Annotated in this window: 12 protein-coding genes; all 12 read right to left on the bottom strand. The window is 41.2% G+C overall.

All coding sequences use genetic code 11. The annotated features are described in order from the left end of the window. Positions 1-3 precede the first annotated feature (3 nt). The 12 genes from FS458_RS02820 to FS458_RS02765 all read right to left on the bottom strand — a co-directional run bounded on the left by FS458_RS02820 (position 4) and on the right by FS458_RS02765 (position 16676). Positions 4-963, bottom strand: a complete 960-nt coding sequence (locus FS458_RS02820) for an acetylxylan esterase (protein WP_144697656.1) — start codon at positions 961-963, stop codon at positions 4-6. Between the two features lie 431 nt (positions 964-1394). Next, complete coding sequence (locus tag FS458_RS02815; RefSeq protein ID WP_144697654.1) at positions 1395-3077, bottom strand: ROK family protein; 1683 nt, start codon at positions 3075-3077, stop codon at positions 1395-1397. A 42-nt stretch (positions 3078-3119) separates the two neighbouring features. Beyond that, positions 3120-5669 carry a glycoside hydrolase family 38 C-terminal domain-containing protein gene (locus tag FS458_RS02810; protein ID WP_144697652.1) on the bottom strand — a complete coding sequence of 850 codons (2550 nt, stop codon included), beginning with the start codon at positions 5667-5669 and terminating at the stop codon, positions 3120-3122. After that, positions 5670-7025, bottom strand: a complete 1356-nt coding sequence (locus tag FS458_RS02805) for an FAD-dependent oxidoreductase (RefSeq protein WP_144697650.1) — start codon at positions 7023-7025, stop codon at positions 5670-5672. 36 nt (positions 7026-7061) lie between these two features. Then, positions 7062-7883, bottom strand: a complete 822-nt coding sequence (locus FS458_RS02800) for a carbohydrate ABC transporter permease (RefSeq protein ID WP_144697648.1) — start codon at positions 7881-7883, stop codon at positions 7062-7064. A gap of 18 nt (positions 7884-7901) precedes the next feature. Then, entirely contained in the window at positions 7902-8846 is a 945-nt protein-coding gene (locus tag FS458_RS02795; protein ID WP_144697646.1) for a carbohydrate ABC transporter permease, read from the bottom strand. Between the two features lie 67 nt (positions 8847-8913). After that, positions 8914-10242: an ABC transporter substrate-binding protein gene (locus FS458_RS02790; protein WP_144697645.1), complete on the bottom strand. Its 1329-nt coding sequence runs from the start codon at positions 10240-10242 to the stop codon at positions 8914-8916. Between the two features lie 433 nt (positions 10243-10675). Beyond that, positions 10676-13039: a glycoside hydrolase family 10 protein gene (locus FS458_RS02785; protein ID WP_144697643.1), complete on the bottom strand. Its 2364-nt coding sequence runs from the start codon at positions 13037-13039 to the stop codon at positions 10676-10678. A gap of 174 nt (positions 13040-13213) precedes the next feature. Beyond that, positions 13214-13966 (bottom strand): glucosamine-6-phosphate deaminase, encoded by a 753-nt coding sequence (gene nagB, locus FS458_RS02780; protein WP_144697641.1) that lies wholly within the window; start codon positions 13964-13966, stop codon positions 13214-13216. Then, entirely contained in the window at positions 13963-15150 is a 1188-nt protein-coding gene (gene nagA, locus FS458_RS02775) for an N-acetylglucosamine-6-phosphate deacetylase (RefSeq protein ID WP_144697639.1), read from the bottom strand. The genes nagB and nagA overlap by 4 nt, the downstream gene beginning before the upstream one ends. A gap of 32 nt (positions 15151-15182) precedes the next feature. Next, positions 15183-15980, bottom strand: a complete 798-nt coding sequence (locus tag FS458_RS02770) for a MurR/RpiR family transcriptional regulator (RefSeq protein WP_144697637.1) — start codon at positions 15978-15980, stop codon at positions 15183-15185. A 15-nt stretch (positions 15981-15995) separates the two neighbouring features. Further along, positions 15996-16676 carry an N-acetylmannosamine-6-phosphate 2-epimerase gene (locus tag FS458_RS02765; protein WP_144697635.1) on the bottom strand — a complete coding sequence of 227 codons (681 nt, stop codon included), beginning with the start codon at positions 16674-16676 and terminating at the stop codon, positions 15996-15998. Positions 16677-16790: the final 114 nt, after the last annotated feature.

Genomic DNA, 16790 nt, shown 5'->3' with positions numbered 1-16790 from the left:
TCGTTACATACTTTTTATATAAGAATGAATAAATTTCAACTTTTCTTCTTCATGAATCATAGAAACTTCGTGACCGTATTCACGGTACGTTCTAATTTCCTTTACGCCGCCTAAATGATGATACAAAGAAAAAGCGCTTGTCGGCGGACATACGGGATCCATCATTCCCACCGATAAAAGGACCGGACACGTTACAGAGCTTGCTAGATTCATTGCGTCCACATAACTTAGTGTTTCAAAGATTTTAGCTGATGTTTTATGCTGCGGATCGTGAACTTTAAAATAATGCGAAATCTCTGTATAAGGTCCTTCTGCAGCAAGCCCAACGGAACGTTCAAAGTCCGTCATAAACGGAATGTCGCATAACGTTAAGGTGATGTCCTTTTGTAAAGCAGCAGTGGCAATGGCCAATCCTCCACCCTGACTGCCGCCTTCAAGATAAACGTCCCTTTTTCCAGAAAGCTTTCGAACAACGTCTACACTTCGGAAACAATCCATATAAACGTATGTGTAATAATACTGATTACGATCGAAAATCCCTTGCGTGACCCAACCGGCTGCCCCGCCATTTTCATAGGAATTCTTATCCGCCGATTTCACACTCTGTCCTCTTACGTCTACTAATAAAACGGGTATTCCCTGAATCACATGCTTAAACGTATAATGCGGCTGCAGCGTGTTCCAGTTGTAGCCATGAAAAATGACTGCAGCTGGTGCATCGTCTTTTACAACTTCTGATGTAACGTAAACACCGTGGATGCGTGAATTGCGAAATCCGTCAAAAGCCACATCATAGACTTTTACGGCCGGAACGCTGTATGTCCGCTCCTTCACTTCAACATTCAGAGGATACTCCTGATCTTCAACTTTTAATCCATCCCAAAATTCCTCGAAATCGGCTTTTTTTGTCTGTTCAGGTTTGTAATTTAGAAGTTGTTCCATTGCTTCATCATATGCGTTCATGACTGTTCACCCTTCATACGTAAAAAGGAGAAAATATTTTGTAGTGTAATATTTTCTCCCTTTCTTTTCAATTTGTTTATATTGGAAGTTGTTATGCGAAAAGGTGCCGTTGCAAGCGTGCCAGTCGGCAGTTGGGCTTCGTTCTGCACCATAGTTCTGTATTATGTCTGTTTTTACGGTACGTGTTCTTATATTTATTACACGTTCGCTCAAACATGGCCGCTTTTCGCTCCAAACACCTTCCGTTTAGCCCCGTGGAACCACAGTTTCGCTCCAACTGACCACCGTTTCGCTCAGTGGAGCCCGCTTTTCGCTCCAACACCCCAAAATACAAACTTCATCCCTCTTTTACAACTTTAAAACTATGTCCAACCTGCTCATTTGCGTCATAATAATTCAATTTAAGCGTAAATTGAAACCGAATCACACGTTTAAATAATCTCTTTTTGTTTTTCCGTATTATAGTCACTTTGCAGTTCTTTTAAAATAACATCCATCAGGTAGAATGCGGAAACTTCACAAATAGAGTTATCGTCACCCGCAATATCATCTGTTGCCGGGATGAGTAAACGTGTATTCGAAACCTCTGATAACGGAGAATCCTGTTGGCTGGTCACCCCAATCGTTTCGCACCCTAATTTCTTAGCTTGCCTCAGCATACCAACCACTTCTGAATCATAACCAGAAGCACTAAGTCCGATAACCAGTGTATTTGAATCTAGTGTGTATGCCGACAGTTCCATCTCATACGCAGACAAAAAGGTGTCTGCTTTCTTACCAAGTCTCATCAATTTATACTTCATTTGATCGGCTATAAAAGACAGCTTGTTTCCGCCATACAAGTATATTTGTTCTGCGTTAGTTACTTGTTGTTTTACTTTTTCAACATCTTTTAACTCGTAGAGCGTATCGAACTTCTTCAGCATTTTTACATACGTCTCTTTAACACCTGTTAAATGACTGCTTTCAGATGGTTCGAAAAGCCTTGTGCTAACAGATGCTTCTTTTGCCATCAATCGAAGCTTATTGTAGGAACCAAACTCAAGCTTTTGGCAAAAACGAGTAATTGTCGCTTCTGATACGTCGATCTGTCGCGACAGTTCTGAAATGGTTCTGTTCGGGAATGACTCTAAATTCGTGATAATGTATTTTGCGATCATCTGCTCGCGTTTCGTCAGCTTGTGTCTGTTCGACTCGATCATTGTTGTGATGCTCTTAAGCGGCTGCAGAGATTCTTGAAGCAAGAAATGACGTAGAGCTCCGACCATTCCAGCATTATTTAAGTTACGGGCGATCTCGATCTTCGTTTTCGCTAAGATAGCTGGAATCACATCGATCTCGAGCTGCTTCATGATTAAAGGCAGAAGGTAATCCTTTTGAGCCGTAATGCCTCCGCCGATGATTATCGTTTCCGGATTCATCATGTACGCAATCGTTGCGATCCCTTTTGATAGATAGTACACAAGACGTTCAATTTCCTCGATGCATATTTCATCACCGTTTTGAGCCATCTCAAAAATCTGTTTGCCATCAAGCTCAATTTCAGCTACTTCTTTTCGTTTCGCCACATTTTTAATTAAAACGCGTGTCGAAGCTAGTTCTTCAAACTGACCACCTTCGATCGGGATATAACCAATCTCACCACCGCTAAAGCTGTGGCCGGTGTGAAGTTTATTATCTAAAATGTAGCTTCCGCCGATCCCTGTACCAATCGTCAAACAGAACAAGCTCTTCGAATCTTTCCCAGTTCCGATCCAAGACTCCGCAAGTCCGGCACAATTCACATCGTTTTCTACTTCTACAGGCAAGTTAAAGTGTCCCTCTAGTTCCTGCTTCAACTTGGTTCCTGTGTAGTTGGGAATTAAAGATGAAGCAAACAGTATTACACCTTCTTTAGAATCTACTTGGCCAGCCGTGCTGACACAGATTCCACTAATCTCATGCTGCTTCATCAGCTGCTCTCCAAATTGCTTCACTTTTTGAACGATTACGGGTCCGCCAAGCTGCGCCTCTGTTGGCACTTCGAATTTTTCAATAAACGTACCATCTTCTGAAATAACACCGTATTTAATTAATGTCCCGCCTATGTCAAATGCTACAAACTTTCTCATCATGATCACCTTCATTTTCTAAGGACGGAGTATTTGATCCCTTCATTACCGGCCTTTCCTTTTTACACGAATGGTTTTGATTTGTTTAGGGCCAAACGTAATGGCTGTTTGTTTTGCTGCAGAAACGTTGGAAATGATTTCCCCAGTAAAATCAACTTCATACAGCTCTTCAGGATCAAAACCAAGAATTAAATCTGTGTTCACATCCTCAAGCGAAGGATTGAACAGACGAATATCAAACGTATTTTCTTCCTTCAACATGAATGAGGAAAAAGCAACCTCAGCTGATGAAAGTTTAAATAGCTTTTGATCCTCTTTATTCACATGTGATTGCTGTGTCAACACTTGCTGACGCAAGAACTTCCCGTTGTTTAAACTCATGTTGTTCTTTCCAAGAACCAATCCGTATTCAAATTCATACTCACCGAGACATTGTGCACCAGGTGTTTCAAACCCTGGTCCAGCCCCATTTCCACGCGTACGCAGGTCGCGTCTCGACAACCAGCCAACACTACGAATCATCGTTAAGAAAATGTGGTCTTTTCCATTAAAGGAATCTACCTCGTATTCTTGTAAACCGCGGTGAAGAAGCTGATGTTCATTTGCGATCACTGTGGATTGAGTCGGATATTGATTCATAACGGCTTCTTTGTTTTTCGGCATATCGTATTTCTTATCTCGAAGCGTTTCCCTTTTTAGCAGGTCAAACGCTGTATCTGCATAGCTAATATCGGCTTTTGAGGTTGAAAATCCAACCTTCAGCTTTTGATCTTTCGCTGTATTGTTTACCTTTGTTTTAAAATAGATGAATCTTTTCCCTTTATGTAGGGTAATCGTTGTTTTCATCGTATTTGTGGTTTCCGCCTCACTCGGACCTGATCGGTCTTCGTTCAGTGAAGCAGGCAGTTTCAGTTCATAATGTACAGTAGCTGACTGGAACGTCTCGCCCTTAAGGATGTCCGATACCCCTGTAATAACAGCTTTACTCATTCTATCATTCAGAGGTGGTGAATAATTGTACGTGTCTCCACCATCTAGGGACGAAGTGAAATGATGCTGATTCTTATGTTTATCGCCGGTTTCTAAGTCCGTGATCGTTAAACTGTCCTCGTTCCATTCTATTTTATAAAAGTCGTTTTGAATGAATGGCAACGCACTACTTTCAACAACTTCGAATTCATCTTCCACAGTGTCAATTCGAAGCACTTTCATTTCAGCACCGTCAAATGGAATTGAGAAGCTTACATCATAGATCACATAATCCCCATAATGAGGCTCAGCTAAAATATGATGAATAAATTCTTCCCGACGTTCTCTTTTCAACACGTCAATCGAAATCTCCTCTTCGTTATGAAACAGTTTGATTGAACCTTTGTCTAATGGAGCTGGTATGCGAATCGTAGCTGTTACAGGATAACTTGAAGCAATCGGTGTGTTATTGACCACATATAAGTAGCCGTTATCTACTGAATCATCAAGATATTCAAACGGAAATTCATCGTGAAGAACATCTTTTGAAAATCGGCTGATCGCGCTTAAGACTTTTTGTGTTCGTGTCTCCATCTCTTCATGAACCGCGTCCACACTGCATCCGCAGATGCTGTCATGAGGCTGGTTTTGTAAAATCAGCTTCCACACATATTCCATGAACTTTGCAGAATCTGAACGACCATTTGTCCAAACGTTTAATGCTTCCATGATTCCAATTGCTTGGTCTTCACACATTTGGTTCTGATTTTTTAAATAAGATCTCGTGGAATACACACCAGGTAGAATGAAGATCTTGGATGGGTCGCGTTGTTCCCCAGAGATTGTTGCCTCCGGTTTCATTCCAGAAATCGAGTTCACATAATCTGACATCAATGTTTGCTTAAACACGACAACAGGCATTTCATCACTCAACTGCTTCACTCTTTCATTCACATCTGAGCTCGTAAATGTATGGTCGGCTCCGTTCATAATTAAAGCATGGCCAGAAGTTAAATAAGGAGCATTTCCTTCTAAATAGGTTTTCGTCTTCTCCACAAAATCCTTAGATTTAAGGAACGTTTGATAATACCCCTCAAATAGTGGCAAGACAATTGTAAATACCTTCGTTCCGTCTGCACCTTCCCATGTGTTTTCAAAACGGTCCGATATAGCACCACGGAAAATGAGAGCAGAATCAATTCCGTAATGGCGTAAAATTTGCGGCATCTGACTAATGTGTCCGAACGTATCTGGCAAATATCCGATGTTGTACGGTGAACCTAGTTTCTTTGCCGTGCTTGTTCCGATCTCTAAGTTCTTAATCATGGACTCACCTGAAACGAGAAACTCATCTGCTAAGAGATACCAGGGGCCAACCTCAATTTTTCCTTCTCTTATAAAAGCAAGAAGACGCGCATACTCTTCATCACTTACGATCTCTTGATAATCATCAAGAACGATCGTCTGCCCGTCTAAAAAGAAGTTATCGATCTTCCCATCATTCAACAGGCCCTGTGTATAGCGGAGTCCGTTGCGAAGTCTGAATCGAAACTCTTCAAATGTTTCATACCATTCACGGTCCCAATGCGTATGGTTCAATATGTTTACTGTATTTATGTTCTTCATTTAAAACTCCTCCACCATTTGAAGCTGCTGTTTCAGATGTGCACCGTTCAATGTATTTAATGCCATGTTGTTTTTAATCGAATACGCGCAGGCCATTCCTGCCGCTTGCCCCATATCACGAACAGTCGGCTGAATGCGAAGAGAGGCTTGCATCAAAAATGTGCTTGAGATGTGTCTGCCTACAACAACTAAGTTTTCCACTTCAAATGTGATAAGGGAACGATAAGGAATCTCGTAATATTCTCCGCGAGAGAATTTCGCTTCGTTTACCGATTCTTTTGTAACACTATGAACATCGATGTACCAGTCGCCTCGTGCAATTCCGTCTTCAAATCGAGCACGGTCTACATAGTCCTGTTCAGTAAGCACATATTGGCCAACAATGCGGTATGATTCACGAATACCAAGCTGATTCGCTTCTTTCAATAGAAACGCGTTCTGGAATCCCGGAATGTATTTTGGTAAAAAGGTTGCGAGCCTGCGAATCATTTGTCTTCCTTTTACAACAGCCTCTGAACGAAGCTTCGGATCTGTTGTTTTTGTAATGCCTGGAATGTGCGGGCAGTTGAATGACATGACCGTGGGTTTTCCTGGTTGGGTAAACGCTTGGAAATACCGCAGATCCTCCTCAATTAAGTCACCGTTAGCAAGTGCTTCTCGGAAGTAAGGTTCTAATACATGCCCTTTACCAGGAACCATCGCGATCTCAAAAAAGTCAGGATTTTCGACCTTACAAAACGTCTCGTTCTGAGAGAGAATAAACGTCCTTAAAGCTGGCATATCAATCCCGCCCATTTCGAATCGAAAGGAAATTTGCTGATTTTGTCCATCTTTATTCCCACTCACAACTTCAACACCTGCTGAACGAGAAAGAACGGCATCTGCTGTAGCATCAACGAACGTTTTTCCTGAAATCGCAACAAGCCCATTACACGTGTTTACGATAATATGCGTAATCTTCCCGTCTTCCTTTACGCAATCTATAAAATTCGTATCATACAGAATGCTGCCTCCGCGTTCTGTGATCAGTTGTTCAAGTACATAACTTAAAGACTCAACGTTAAACCAGCTGCATGCTGTCGTTCCGTCGTTTGTTTCAACATTTTCTTTGTTTAAACGCTCGGTGATCAAACCGTTAATGCGCTGTGTTTTTACATGTGTCGGCATCATAGGAGAAACAAGGGAATTCGTTTGAGTTCCTCCGAGTGAAATGGTTTTCTCTACGACTAACGTGGAGAGATTTTCTTCTAATGCAGAGATCGCTGTAGCAGCTCCTCCCGTACCTCCACCGACCACAACACAATCTACATCATAGATGACAGGAACTTCTTTGCCGAAAAAAGATAGGGTACTCAAATGAATTCACCTCTTAAAAAGATATCGTAATGTAGGTTATCCTTTTACTGCTCCGTCTGTTGCTCCTGAAATAAAGTACTTTTGCAGCCAAATAAAGATTAGTAAAGTAGGAATTGTCGTTAGTATGGATGCGGCAGAGATTAATTTTAAATTGGATCCGTCAAAGTTCTGTGAAAGCTGTGCGAGCCCGATGGATAACGTGTACATGCTGCTTTCTGTTGAGTTAAGCAGCGGCCATAAGTAATCGCCCCATGTGCCCATGAATGTGAAGATCGCCAGAGTTACAAGCGTCGGCTTCACAAGTGGCAATACGACGAGATACCAGACTTTAAAGCGGTTTGCGCCGTCTAAGTAAGCCGATTCTTCAAGTTCTTTTGGGATACGCAGATAAGCTTGGCGCATTAAAAAGATTCCGAACGCTGTTGAAACCTGCATCACAACAAGACCGATATGTGTGTTTCTTAGTCCGAGTTCTCCTGCTAGCTGAAAAAGTGGAGCCATGTATAGCTGGAACGGAACCATCATCGTTGAGATGATGAGTGCCAGAACAACACTTCGTCCTCTAAAGTCCATTCGTGCGAGCGGATAAGCCGCTAAACTGCAGAACAATAAGTTTAAAGGAATCGCGATGGCTGTTATAATCGCTGTGTTCATAAAATAAAGTCCAAAGTTCGCTTTTTCAAATGCCGTTACGAAGTTTGCAAGTGTTGGATCTTTCGGAAGAAGACTTGTGTAGATGCCTTCACTTCCTGATTTCATCGCCATAAATAATGTGATCAGAAACGGTCCGACCGTTAGTACGGTGATTAATAACATTACCGCATAGAGCCATATTTTACTGTTTTGTTTTGATTTCATGAGATTCCCCCCAATCTATTAAACACGTAGATCGTCTTCGCGTTTACTTGTTAACTTCATCTGTAAAAGTGATGCAGCGATCGCAAGTACGAGTAACACGATACCTGCAGCAGACGCGATACTTACGTCAAGACTCATAAATTTGTTGTAGATGTACATTACGAGCGTAGTGGTCGCACCTGATGGACCACCGCCTGTTGTTAAGGCGATCTCTTCAAAGACTTTCATTCCGGCAATGATCGTCATAACCGATACGAGTGTAATAGATGGCGTCAGCATAGGAATTGTAATCTTCGTAAACTGCTTCCAAACAGATGCTCCATCAATACTTGCAGACTCATAAACATCCTTTGGAATCGATTGCAGACCAGCTAAATAAATGATCATATAATAGCCAAGTCCTTTCCAAACGGTGATGGCTGCTACAGCTGTTAGTGCGGTTGATGACTGAACCAGTAGATTGGTAGGACCATCGAACACTCCGAGTTTTACTAAAAACTCAGAGATGATTCCACTTTGTGAGTAAAGCATCTTCCACATGAGCGCAGCTACTACCATTGGTGTGATAACTGGTAGATAGTAGAGAACGCGGAACGTGCCGGCTCCTCTTATTCTTTGGTTTACAAGGACTGCTAAAATCATTGGTAAAAAGACGTTTAATGGCAGGACGATCACTAGGAACGTCAGCGTGTTGACTAATGCAACCCAGAAATACTTATCTGCAAACATCTCTTTAAAGTTAGCTAGACCAACATATTCTCCAGTACCCGCAATGATTTTATAATCCAGAAAACTCCACTTGAACGCTTCTAGAATCGGATACACTAAAAACGTTGCTAGAATCACGATAGCTGGAAGTAAAAACAGCCATGGTGTAAGGAACTTCATGCTAAACTTTTTCTTCTTTTTTGTTGCTTTGATTTTTGTTTTTACATTTGGCAGTACAACAGGTTCTCTGTTCATGTTAGAACCCCCCTTTTAAAAAGTAGAGACTAGGCTTTATAAAAAGCTAGTCTCTTCATCTACTACATTAGAATGTTACTTTTTCACCTGATTTTTCAAACGCTTTGTTCCACTCAGAAGCAAGTTCTTTTAACGCTTCTTTCGGAGATAGTTTACCTTGTAAGTTTTGGATGAAGATGTTCTTTGTTGCTGTACGCAGGTCAGCACTGTTTTCCGTTGGAGGAATGAGTACTTCTGCACGGCTTAAAGACTTAGAAGCCTCTAACATACCGAATGCTTTTGGAGAATCTCCTGGATTCTTAAAGTAGTCATCTTCTAGAGATTTCTTTGTAGCTGGAAGAACGGTTCCTGCCGTTTTAGCGAATTCTAATTGGTTTTCAGCATTCGATACAAACTCAGCAAGTGCTACTGCAGCATCTTCGTTCTTTGTTTTTGCTGGTACCGCAAAGTTCATAACCGCTACGTTCACTGGTGCATCATCTGCGTTCAACGGCTGTCCTGCTTTAGAAGCTTTGTACACTTCAGGTGCTCCTGACTCAATCGGTCCTAGGAAAGTCACGCCGCCTTCAAGCATTGAAACGTTTCCTGCCATGTAAAGCTCTTGACCTGTTTTAATTGAACCTTCCGCTGCTTCTTGAGGAATGATTCCTTCTTTATACATCTTCTGAGTTGCCTCAAAGAATTCTAATAGATCTTTGTTATCTGCAAACTTTGCTTTACCATCTTCGACGATAGGAGTTCCGTTCGCGATTGAAACCATTTTTTCCATGATCGTGTTTCCGTCATTGATAACCGGGAAGTATGACGGTTTACCCGTTGCGTCTTTTACTTTTTTCGCAGCTTCATAAAGTCCCTTCGTATCGGTAGGAAGCTCTGAAACGCCTGCTTTTGAGAAAGCATCGTTGTTATACCAAGAAACAGTTGTTGTTAAGTACCATGGCAAAGCATATAGCTTATCGTCATACATACCAGACTCGTATGGTCCTTCTACAAAAGAGTCCTTCGTCTCTTCGCTCACCGCATCTGTAAGATCTAATAGTCCGCCTTGAGCAGCAATGTTAGACATATAATGAGGATTTAAGTTAACAACATCAGGAACATCGTCACCTGTGAGCGATGTTAACACCTTTTGCTCCATCTCATTTTGAGGAACGTCTTCGATCACAACATCAAGTTTCGGATGAAGCTTTTCGAAGTCTTTTTCGATATTTTTGAAGTAGGTGTCAAATGGCTCACCTGCTAATGACGCTGTCCAAAGTGTAACTTCTCCGGAAAGCTCTCCATCTTTAGCAGACCCTTTCGCCTTATCATCTTCTCCGTTGCTGCACGCGATCAAACTTAGTGACAATGCTGCTGCTAGTGAACCAGAAACCCATGTTTTTGTACGTTTCTTCACTTTTCATTTCCCCCTCAGAAACATTTTGGTAAGCGTTTTCTTGATAACTCAATTATAAAAGTTAGATTAAGAGATTTCAATCCATTTTAAAAATAATTTTCATTTTTAATTAATTTTTGAAAATTAATTTCTTATTTTGTAGACTAGAGGTATGAAAGAATTCTGCTTGAAGCGATTTTACGGTACGTGTTTTTATAATTTGTTACACGTTCGCTCCATTTACAGGTGGTTTCACTCCAACAAGATTCGGTTTCGCTCATACATACTTATGTTTCACTACAACATGCTTAAGTTTCACCCAGTAGGGTAACCATTTCACTCAACATCAAAATAAAGAGGAAAAGCTGACAACAATCGGTCACTAAATGCACCTCTTGCGCCAGCGTTTCAAACTTTTTTCATAAAAATGAAATCTTAATGTAGAAAGTTTCAGTTATTTTTGATGCTTTAATGCGTAATTTACCCACATCTTCGCATCAAGAAGATCGGCTTTCATTCTCTCTCCTACCACTGGAGCAAGTTTTTCGTCCGTGACTGCCTTTTCTACTTTCGACACAGTAGAATCAAACAGGACGGAACTATTCTTAATATCTTTTTCCACTGCTTTATTGAGTTTCTTAATCGCTAGTTTAAGAGAGATACCTTCTTTTTTATCTATCACACCTTGAGGAATATAGATTTTTGTAATTTGTTTTTCAATATTTTTCAGTACAGTATGAGTCGCCAAAATCGGCTCTTCTCCAGGGTTCACTGCTTTTTCACGCCAAGGACCCTTTCCTAGAGCGTCTACAGACGGCGCACTCGCTTGACCGAAAGCAAACATGTTCACACCAGACGTTCCATACTTCGCAGACATGACGTCACTCACGCTCGCCATCTCACTTAAATGATGATAGAAAGAGTAAATTCCTGTGTAGTACATCGTTCCTTCTGGCATCAGTTTTTTGCTCTCTGTTACTGTTTTTTGTATGCTGTTGAAGTCGTGCCCATATGCTTGCGGGATAACACCATCGATATCTTCTTTCCAGTCGCTGATCTGTATTGCTTCAGGTCCTGGTTCCGGTGTTGCCGTCAGCATAAACTTTTTGTTCATCTCTTTTGTTTGCACGTGAAGCTTGTCCACAAAATCGTTCTCACGCTCGCGTAGCCAATTCAGCCATTCTTCCCACTCAGCAGGTGTAGCTGTTGGGGATAGTGTGTAAGGATCGATTCCGGTTTTCTCTTGATACAGCTGTTTTGTCCGCTCGCTAAAACCATAGCTATCTTCAAACTTATGATGCGGATAACGCATATAATCAATATTTAAACCTTTGATGTCATAATCGGCCTGCATCTCTTTATAGATGTCTAACATAAAATTCTGTACGTCAGGCTGTGCGATATCCAGCCAGTAATATTTGCTCGCTGTATCCGGCTTGAATGTTCCAGTTGTGTTGCTGCGCTGGATCGCTGCCCACTCTGGATATTTTGCAAATTGAGACGGCACACCTATGCTGCTTTCTCCGATCATGAACCCATCTGTCCACGCTTGGATTGTCATCCCTCGCTTTTTCCCTTCTTTTACATAAGCAGCAAGAAGATCTTTTCCGTACTTGCCATAATTACCATCCGCAAAGCGTGGATGCTGTGATGGGAGGCCATATTTCTTCATAACATCACTCGGGTAGATCGTATAACCCCAAAATGTTGTTTCTAGATAAACAGAGTTAAAACCCGCTTTTTCCATACGATCAAGGACTTGATTAACTCCTGCTAATGTAGTTTCTTCTGGACGATACCAGATTGCGCGCTGCTCTGCTTTATGAGAAGCCAGTGAATAATAGTACGCGTCATAAGCGGATTGGGTTGCTTGCCTTGTTTTATCTAATGATCTTATAGGATCGCTTGTTTTGATTGCTTCCGCTTCAGCTAATAGAGACTCCGCTTTTTGAATCGCAGCATTTGCTTCTTCAAACGCGACATCTAAATACTCTGACTTTGCTTTTTCAATAGACGATCTCGCTTGATCAATCGCTTGCTGACTTTGATATTGGAAACTCTCAACATCTTGTACGATTTCTACAACTCCATTTTCACTCACCTTAACTTTCGCGCCAATGATGGAGTTAGAAGAGATCCAGCTGGAATTCACGCCATGTCCGCTCACGACAAAACCGTTCTTAGGAATTTTAGAGTTTCCCCCTCCAAGTTTTGTAACAAAACCGTTTTCTACTGTAATTTCATATCCATACTGGTTGGTCTTTGTAGATTCACCGAACGCAGGTGTGTAAACAATCAGTTGATCAGGTCCGCGGAATCCATCAAACACAGCTCCACCCGGGTTGGATTCTCTTGTAGGATCCACCGCATTTGACTGTTTTTGCTCACGTTTTTCGGTTGGCTCATTCAATGTAACGGATTCTCCCGCTTCCAACTGTGTTAAGAAGCTTCTAATTTCAGTTGTTGAAATATCCCCAGTTGATAAAACGAGCCCGTTCTCAGGAATAGCGCTGTCACCATCTGTGTCTTTTACCACACGGTATGTATTTACACCCGTTTTTTCTAAGACTACTTCCATACTTCCTTTTTGTGTTTCCGTGTAATAACTAAATTCATCGTTAAATAAAATCAGTTTGTTGTCGTTAGCTAGCTGATTTTTGCCGTTGATCGCCATTTGATCACCTGACTCATCTTTTACGGACAGGACATTGTAAGGTACATTTTCTTGTGCTTTAACCGAACCTGACAGGTCAACAGCTGAAAAAACAAGACTTGTAGCAAGGAGCGAACCCGTTAAAACTTTAAATTTTCTCTTCATAATCAATCTCCTTTTATTGGTTTGGTAACGCTTTCATTTATTATAAAGTTTTTCTAAATTATTTTCATTATTATTATTTTTTTGAAATTTATTTTCATTCTCTATATTAATGAGGGTGAATAAGGGATTTCCGTTTTAAAACACGAAAAAAGACCCTGTTTAAAAAGGGTCTTTTTACTTATTTTGAAATTTTTTTTCACGAAGTAGCGAAAGTGCTTCCTCGTCTGCGATTATCGTGACATTATGATGCTTTTTTAACGCTGATGCTGGCAACTGTTCATTGACTTCATCTGTAGTTAACAATTGCTTCATCACTTCAGCTTTATCAACGCCCGAGACCAGAAGTATAATCTGCTTAGCCTTTAAGATGGATGCAATCCCCATTGTAATAGCATGTGTTGGCACATCTTCTAAACGTTGAAAAAAACGAGCATTTGCTTTACGTGTGGTTTCAGCAAGCTTAACGATATGGGTGTGTGAAGCAAAAGATGTGTCAGGTTCATTAAATCCGATGTGACCGTTGCTTCCGATACCAAGGATCTGGATGTCTACACCATCTCCTCTGTTCAGTTCTACATCATACCGTTCGCATTCCGCTTCCAAATCCTCTGCTGTTCCATCAGGAATATGGATTTGAGATTCAGGTACGTTAATATGAGCAAATAAATGTTGCTCCATGAAATAACGATAACTATTGGAGTCTTCTGGATCAATTTCAACATACTCATCCAAATTGTAGGTGCACACTCTCTCATAAGAGGTACCGTTACTCCTGTAATCTTGAATCAATTCCTTATAAAGTCCAATCGGTGTTCCGCCTGTGGCAAGTCCTAGTTTTGCATCTGGCTTAGATTGAACTTTTTCAATAATGATTTTGGCCGCAATAGAGCTCATCTCATGATAATCTCTCACTTCTAAGATTTTCATGCTTCATCACCCCTCCGGTAAGCGATATGGCCTTTACAAAAAGTCATCACCACTTCATAGTCTTCGTCCAGAATCACTATGTCGGCATCTTTTCCTGGGGCTAGACTCCCTTTACGGTCAAAAACATTCAGTTCCTTTGCAGGGTTAACAGATGTCATCTGAATGATGTCAGAAATTGAACAGCCAGTAAATTGCATCATGTTCTTCACCGCTGTGTTCATCTTGATGATGCTGCCAGCAAGTGTTCCATCTTTTAGTGTCGCCGTCTCATGTTGAACGGTTACCTCCTGGCCGCCAAGATCGTACTGCCCATTACCAAGACACTTTGCCCGCATCGCATCTGTCACTAACACGACTTTCTCATTTCCTTTTTGTTTGTAAGCTAAAGAGATGAGTTCCGGCCGAACGTGGATTCCATCAGCGATGAGTTCAGTTGTTAGTTCATCGTGTAAAAGTGCCGCTCCTACAACCCCAGGCTCACGATGATGAAGTCCGCGCATTCCGTTATAAAGGTGAGTCACATGAGAGGCGCCGGCCTTCATTCCTGTCACCACTTCTTCATATGTCGCATCAGAATGTCCGATCGACGCGACGATATTTTGTTCATGCAGATAGGAGATGACTTCAAGACTACCTTTAATTTCAGGTGCGATCGTAACGAGCTTAATGTGCCCTGAAGCTAAATCTTGCCACTGTTTAAATAGTTCTAAATCTGGTTTGATGATCGCGCCGACAGGCTGTGCACCCGCTCTTTTTTCAGAAATAAATGGTCCTTCAAGATGAACGCCGAGCGTTTCAGCTGTTCCTTCCACTTGCCCAGCTTCAATAAATAAACCTGCGTTTTCAAGCGCTTTTTCAATTTTGTTCTGGTGCTGAGTCATCGTTGTTGCAAGAAAGCTAGTCGTACCTTCTTGAGGCAGGACACTCGCAATGGTTTGTAGCGCATCAAAGGTAGCATCCATTGTGTCTGCACCTGCAGCTCCATGAATATGAACATCAATCATTCCAGGAACGATGTGATACGTTTCAGGAAGTTCGATTACCTCTGTTTGATCGTCACCTGGAAAAAAGTCCGTACTCAAATCTATTATTTTTCCGTTTTGTATGGTGATTGAGCCTCTATGCATGGTTTGGGTCTCGCCGTAGATCGTTGCATTCTTTAAGGTGATTTTTTTTCTAACCATTACACTGCCTCCAATAAAGGGTGGGGAGTAATCTATCTTTCCCGTGATTTGATTGCTTCTACCGTTTCTAAATATTTTTCTTCTCGTTTGCTATCCGATAAAAAATACAGACTGATCCTGTCGATTAAATATAATGTACTTAAATCTAATCCTGTTAATAGGTGATGATTTCGAAGCGGATGCACCGTCCACAAAATAAGATCTGAAATTTTGGTGAGTGGCGTTTCCCCGAAAGCTGTAAATGCTATTACAACAGCTCCTTTTTCTTTTCCTTTAGAAATGGATTGAAGAAGATCTACAGTTTGTCCGGAACGAGAAAATGCAAGGATCACATCGCCTTTTTGCATGAGTGTGCTACGAATAACCATTAAGTGTGGATCAGTAATCGATTCACATACAAAACCCATTCTGCTTAAACGATAGTTTAATTCTTGTGCCGCTAACCCAGAACTTCCAAGTCCATATATAAATATCCGCTTTGCTTTTGTCATGTGAGCTAAGACTTTCTGAAGTTGATCTCTGTCTCCTAGGTCCTGGACATCTGTCAGCATATCTCGATAAGAGGAGGAAAGCTGCTGTTCGATCCCCTCTTCTTCCTTGGATTCAGAACTTCCAGCAAGACGCACTTTCATCTCTACAAAATTCCGGCATGAAACCTTTTTCGCAAATCTGGTGATCGAGCTGATTGATACGCCAGTTGTATCGGCAAGCTCCTGAATATGGCTTCGCGAAGCTTTTTCAGGATTGGCCAAAATGTAATTCGCTATTTTCTTTTCCTTATCAGATAGCGTGGAAAACACGCTTTGTATTTCTTTGAGTAACGAAGCCATTGATAAACATCCTTTTTATTTAGGAATTTGAGCAACAAATCGAGCTGTGATCTGCTGCGGACGCGTGATCGCACCGCCTACAACAACAGAATAAGCACCGATATGAAGTACATCTCTTACCATCTCGGGCGTCATGATGTTGCCTTCTGCAATCACTGGGATGGATACTTCTTTTAATACCTCTTTTAAAAATTGAAAGTTATTTTCATACAGTTTGTGTTTCTTAGATTCCTCCGTGTACCCAAAAAGAGTCGTAGAAACACAGTCAAAACCTAGTTCCTCAGCATTCTTGGCTTCTTTAACGGAAGAGATGTCAGCCATGAGCTGCACGTTCGAATTCTTCTCTCGAGCGTATGAAACGAGTTCCTCTAGAGTGAGCGCTTTCGGTCTTTCTCTGAGTGTCGCATCTATTGCAATCATTTCACAGCCGCTCTCGATTAATTCATCTATTTCTATTTTTGTTGCGGTGATATAGATTTCGCTGTCATCATAATCTCTTTTCACGATTCCGATAACCGGCAGATCCACTTCTTGTTTGATCGCGAGTATGTCTTCTTTGGAGTTCGCACGAATACCAGATGCTCCGCCTTCTTTTGCAGCAAGAGCGAGTTTGGACATGATAAAAGAGCTATGCAGTGGTTCATTTTCTAGTGCTTGGCATGATACGACTAAACCTTTTTTGATTTGTTTTAACATATGATCTACCTGCCATTTCAGTTTTTGTGTGAAAATATTCATCAAAATAATTTTTATTTTGGTATTTATTTTCTTTACATTATTAAAATAGCATATTTCATCAGTTGAAAACAA

Origin of the sequence: Fictibacillus phosphorivorans (assembly GCF_007673525.1) — a bacterium.
GTDB lineage: Bacteria > Bacillota > Bacilli > Bacillales > Fictibacillaceae > Fictibacillus > Fictibacillus phosphorivorans_C.
The sequence above is the reverse complement of the archived record's forward strand: the minus strand, read 5'-3'. Positions and strand labels throughout refer to the sequence as shown.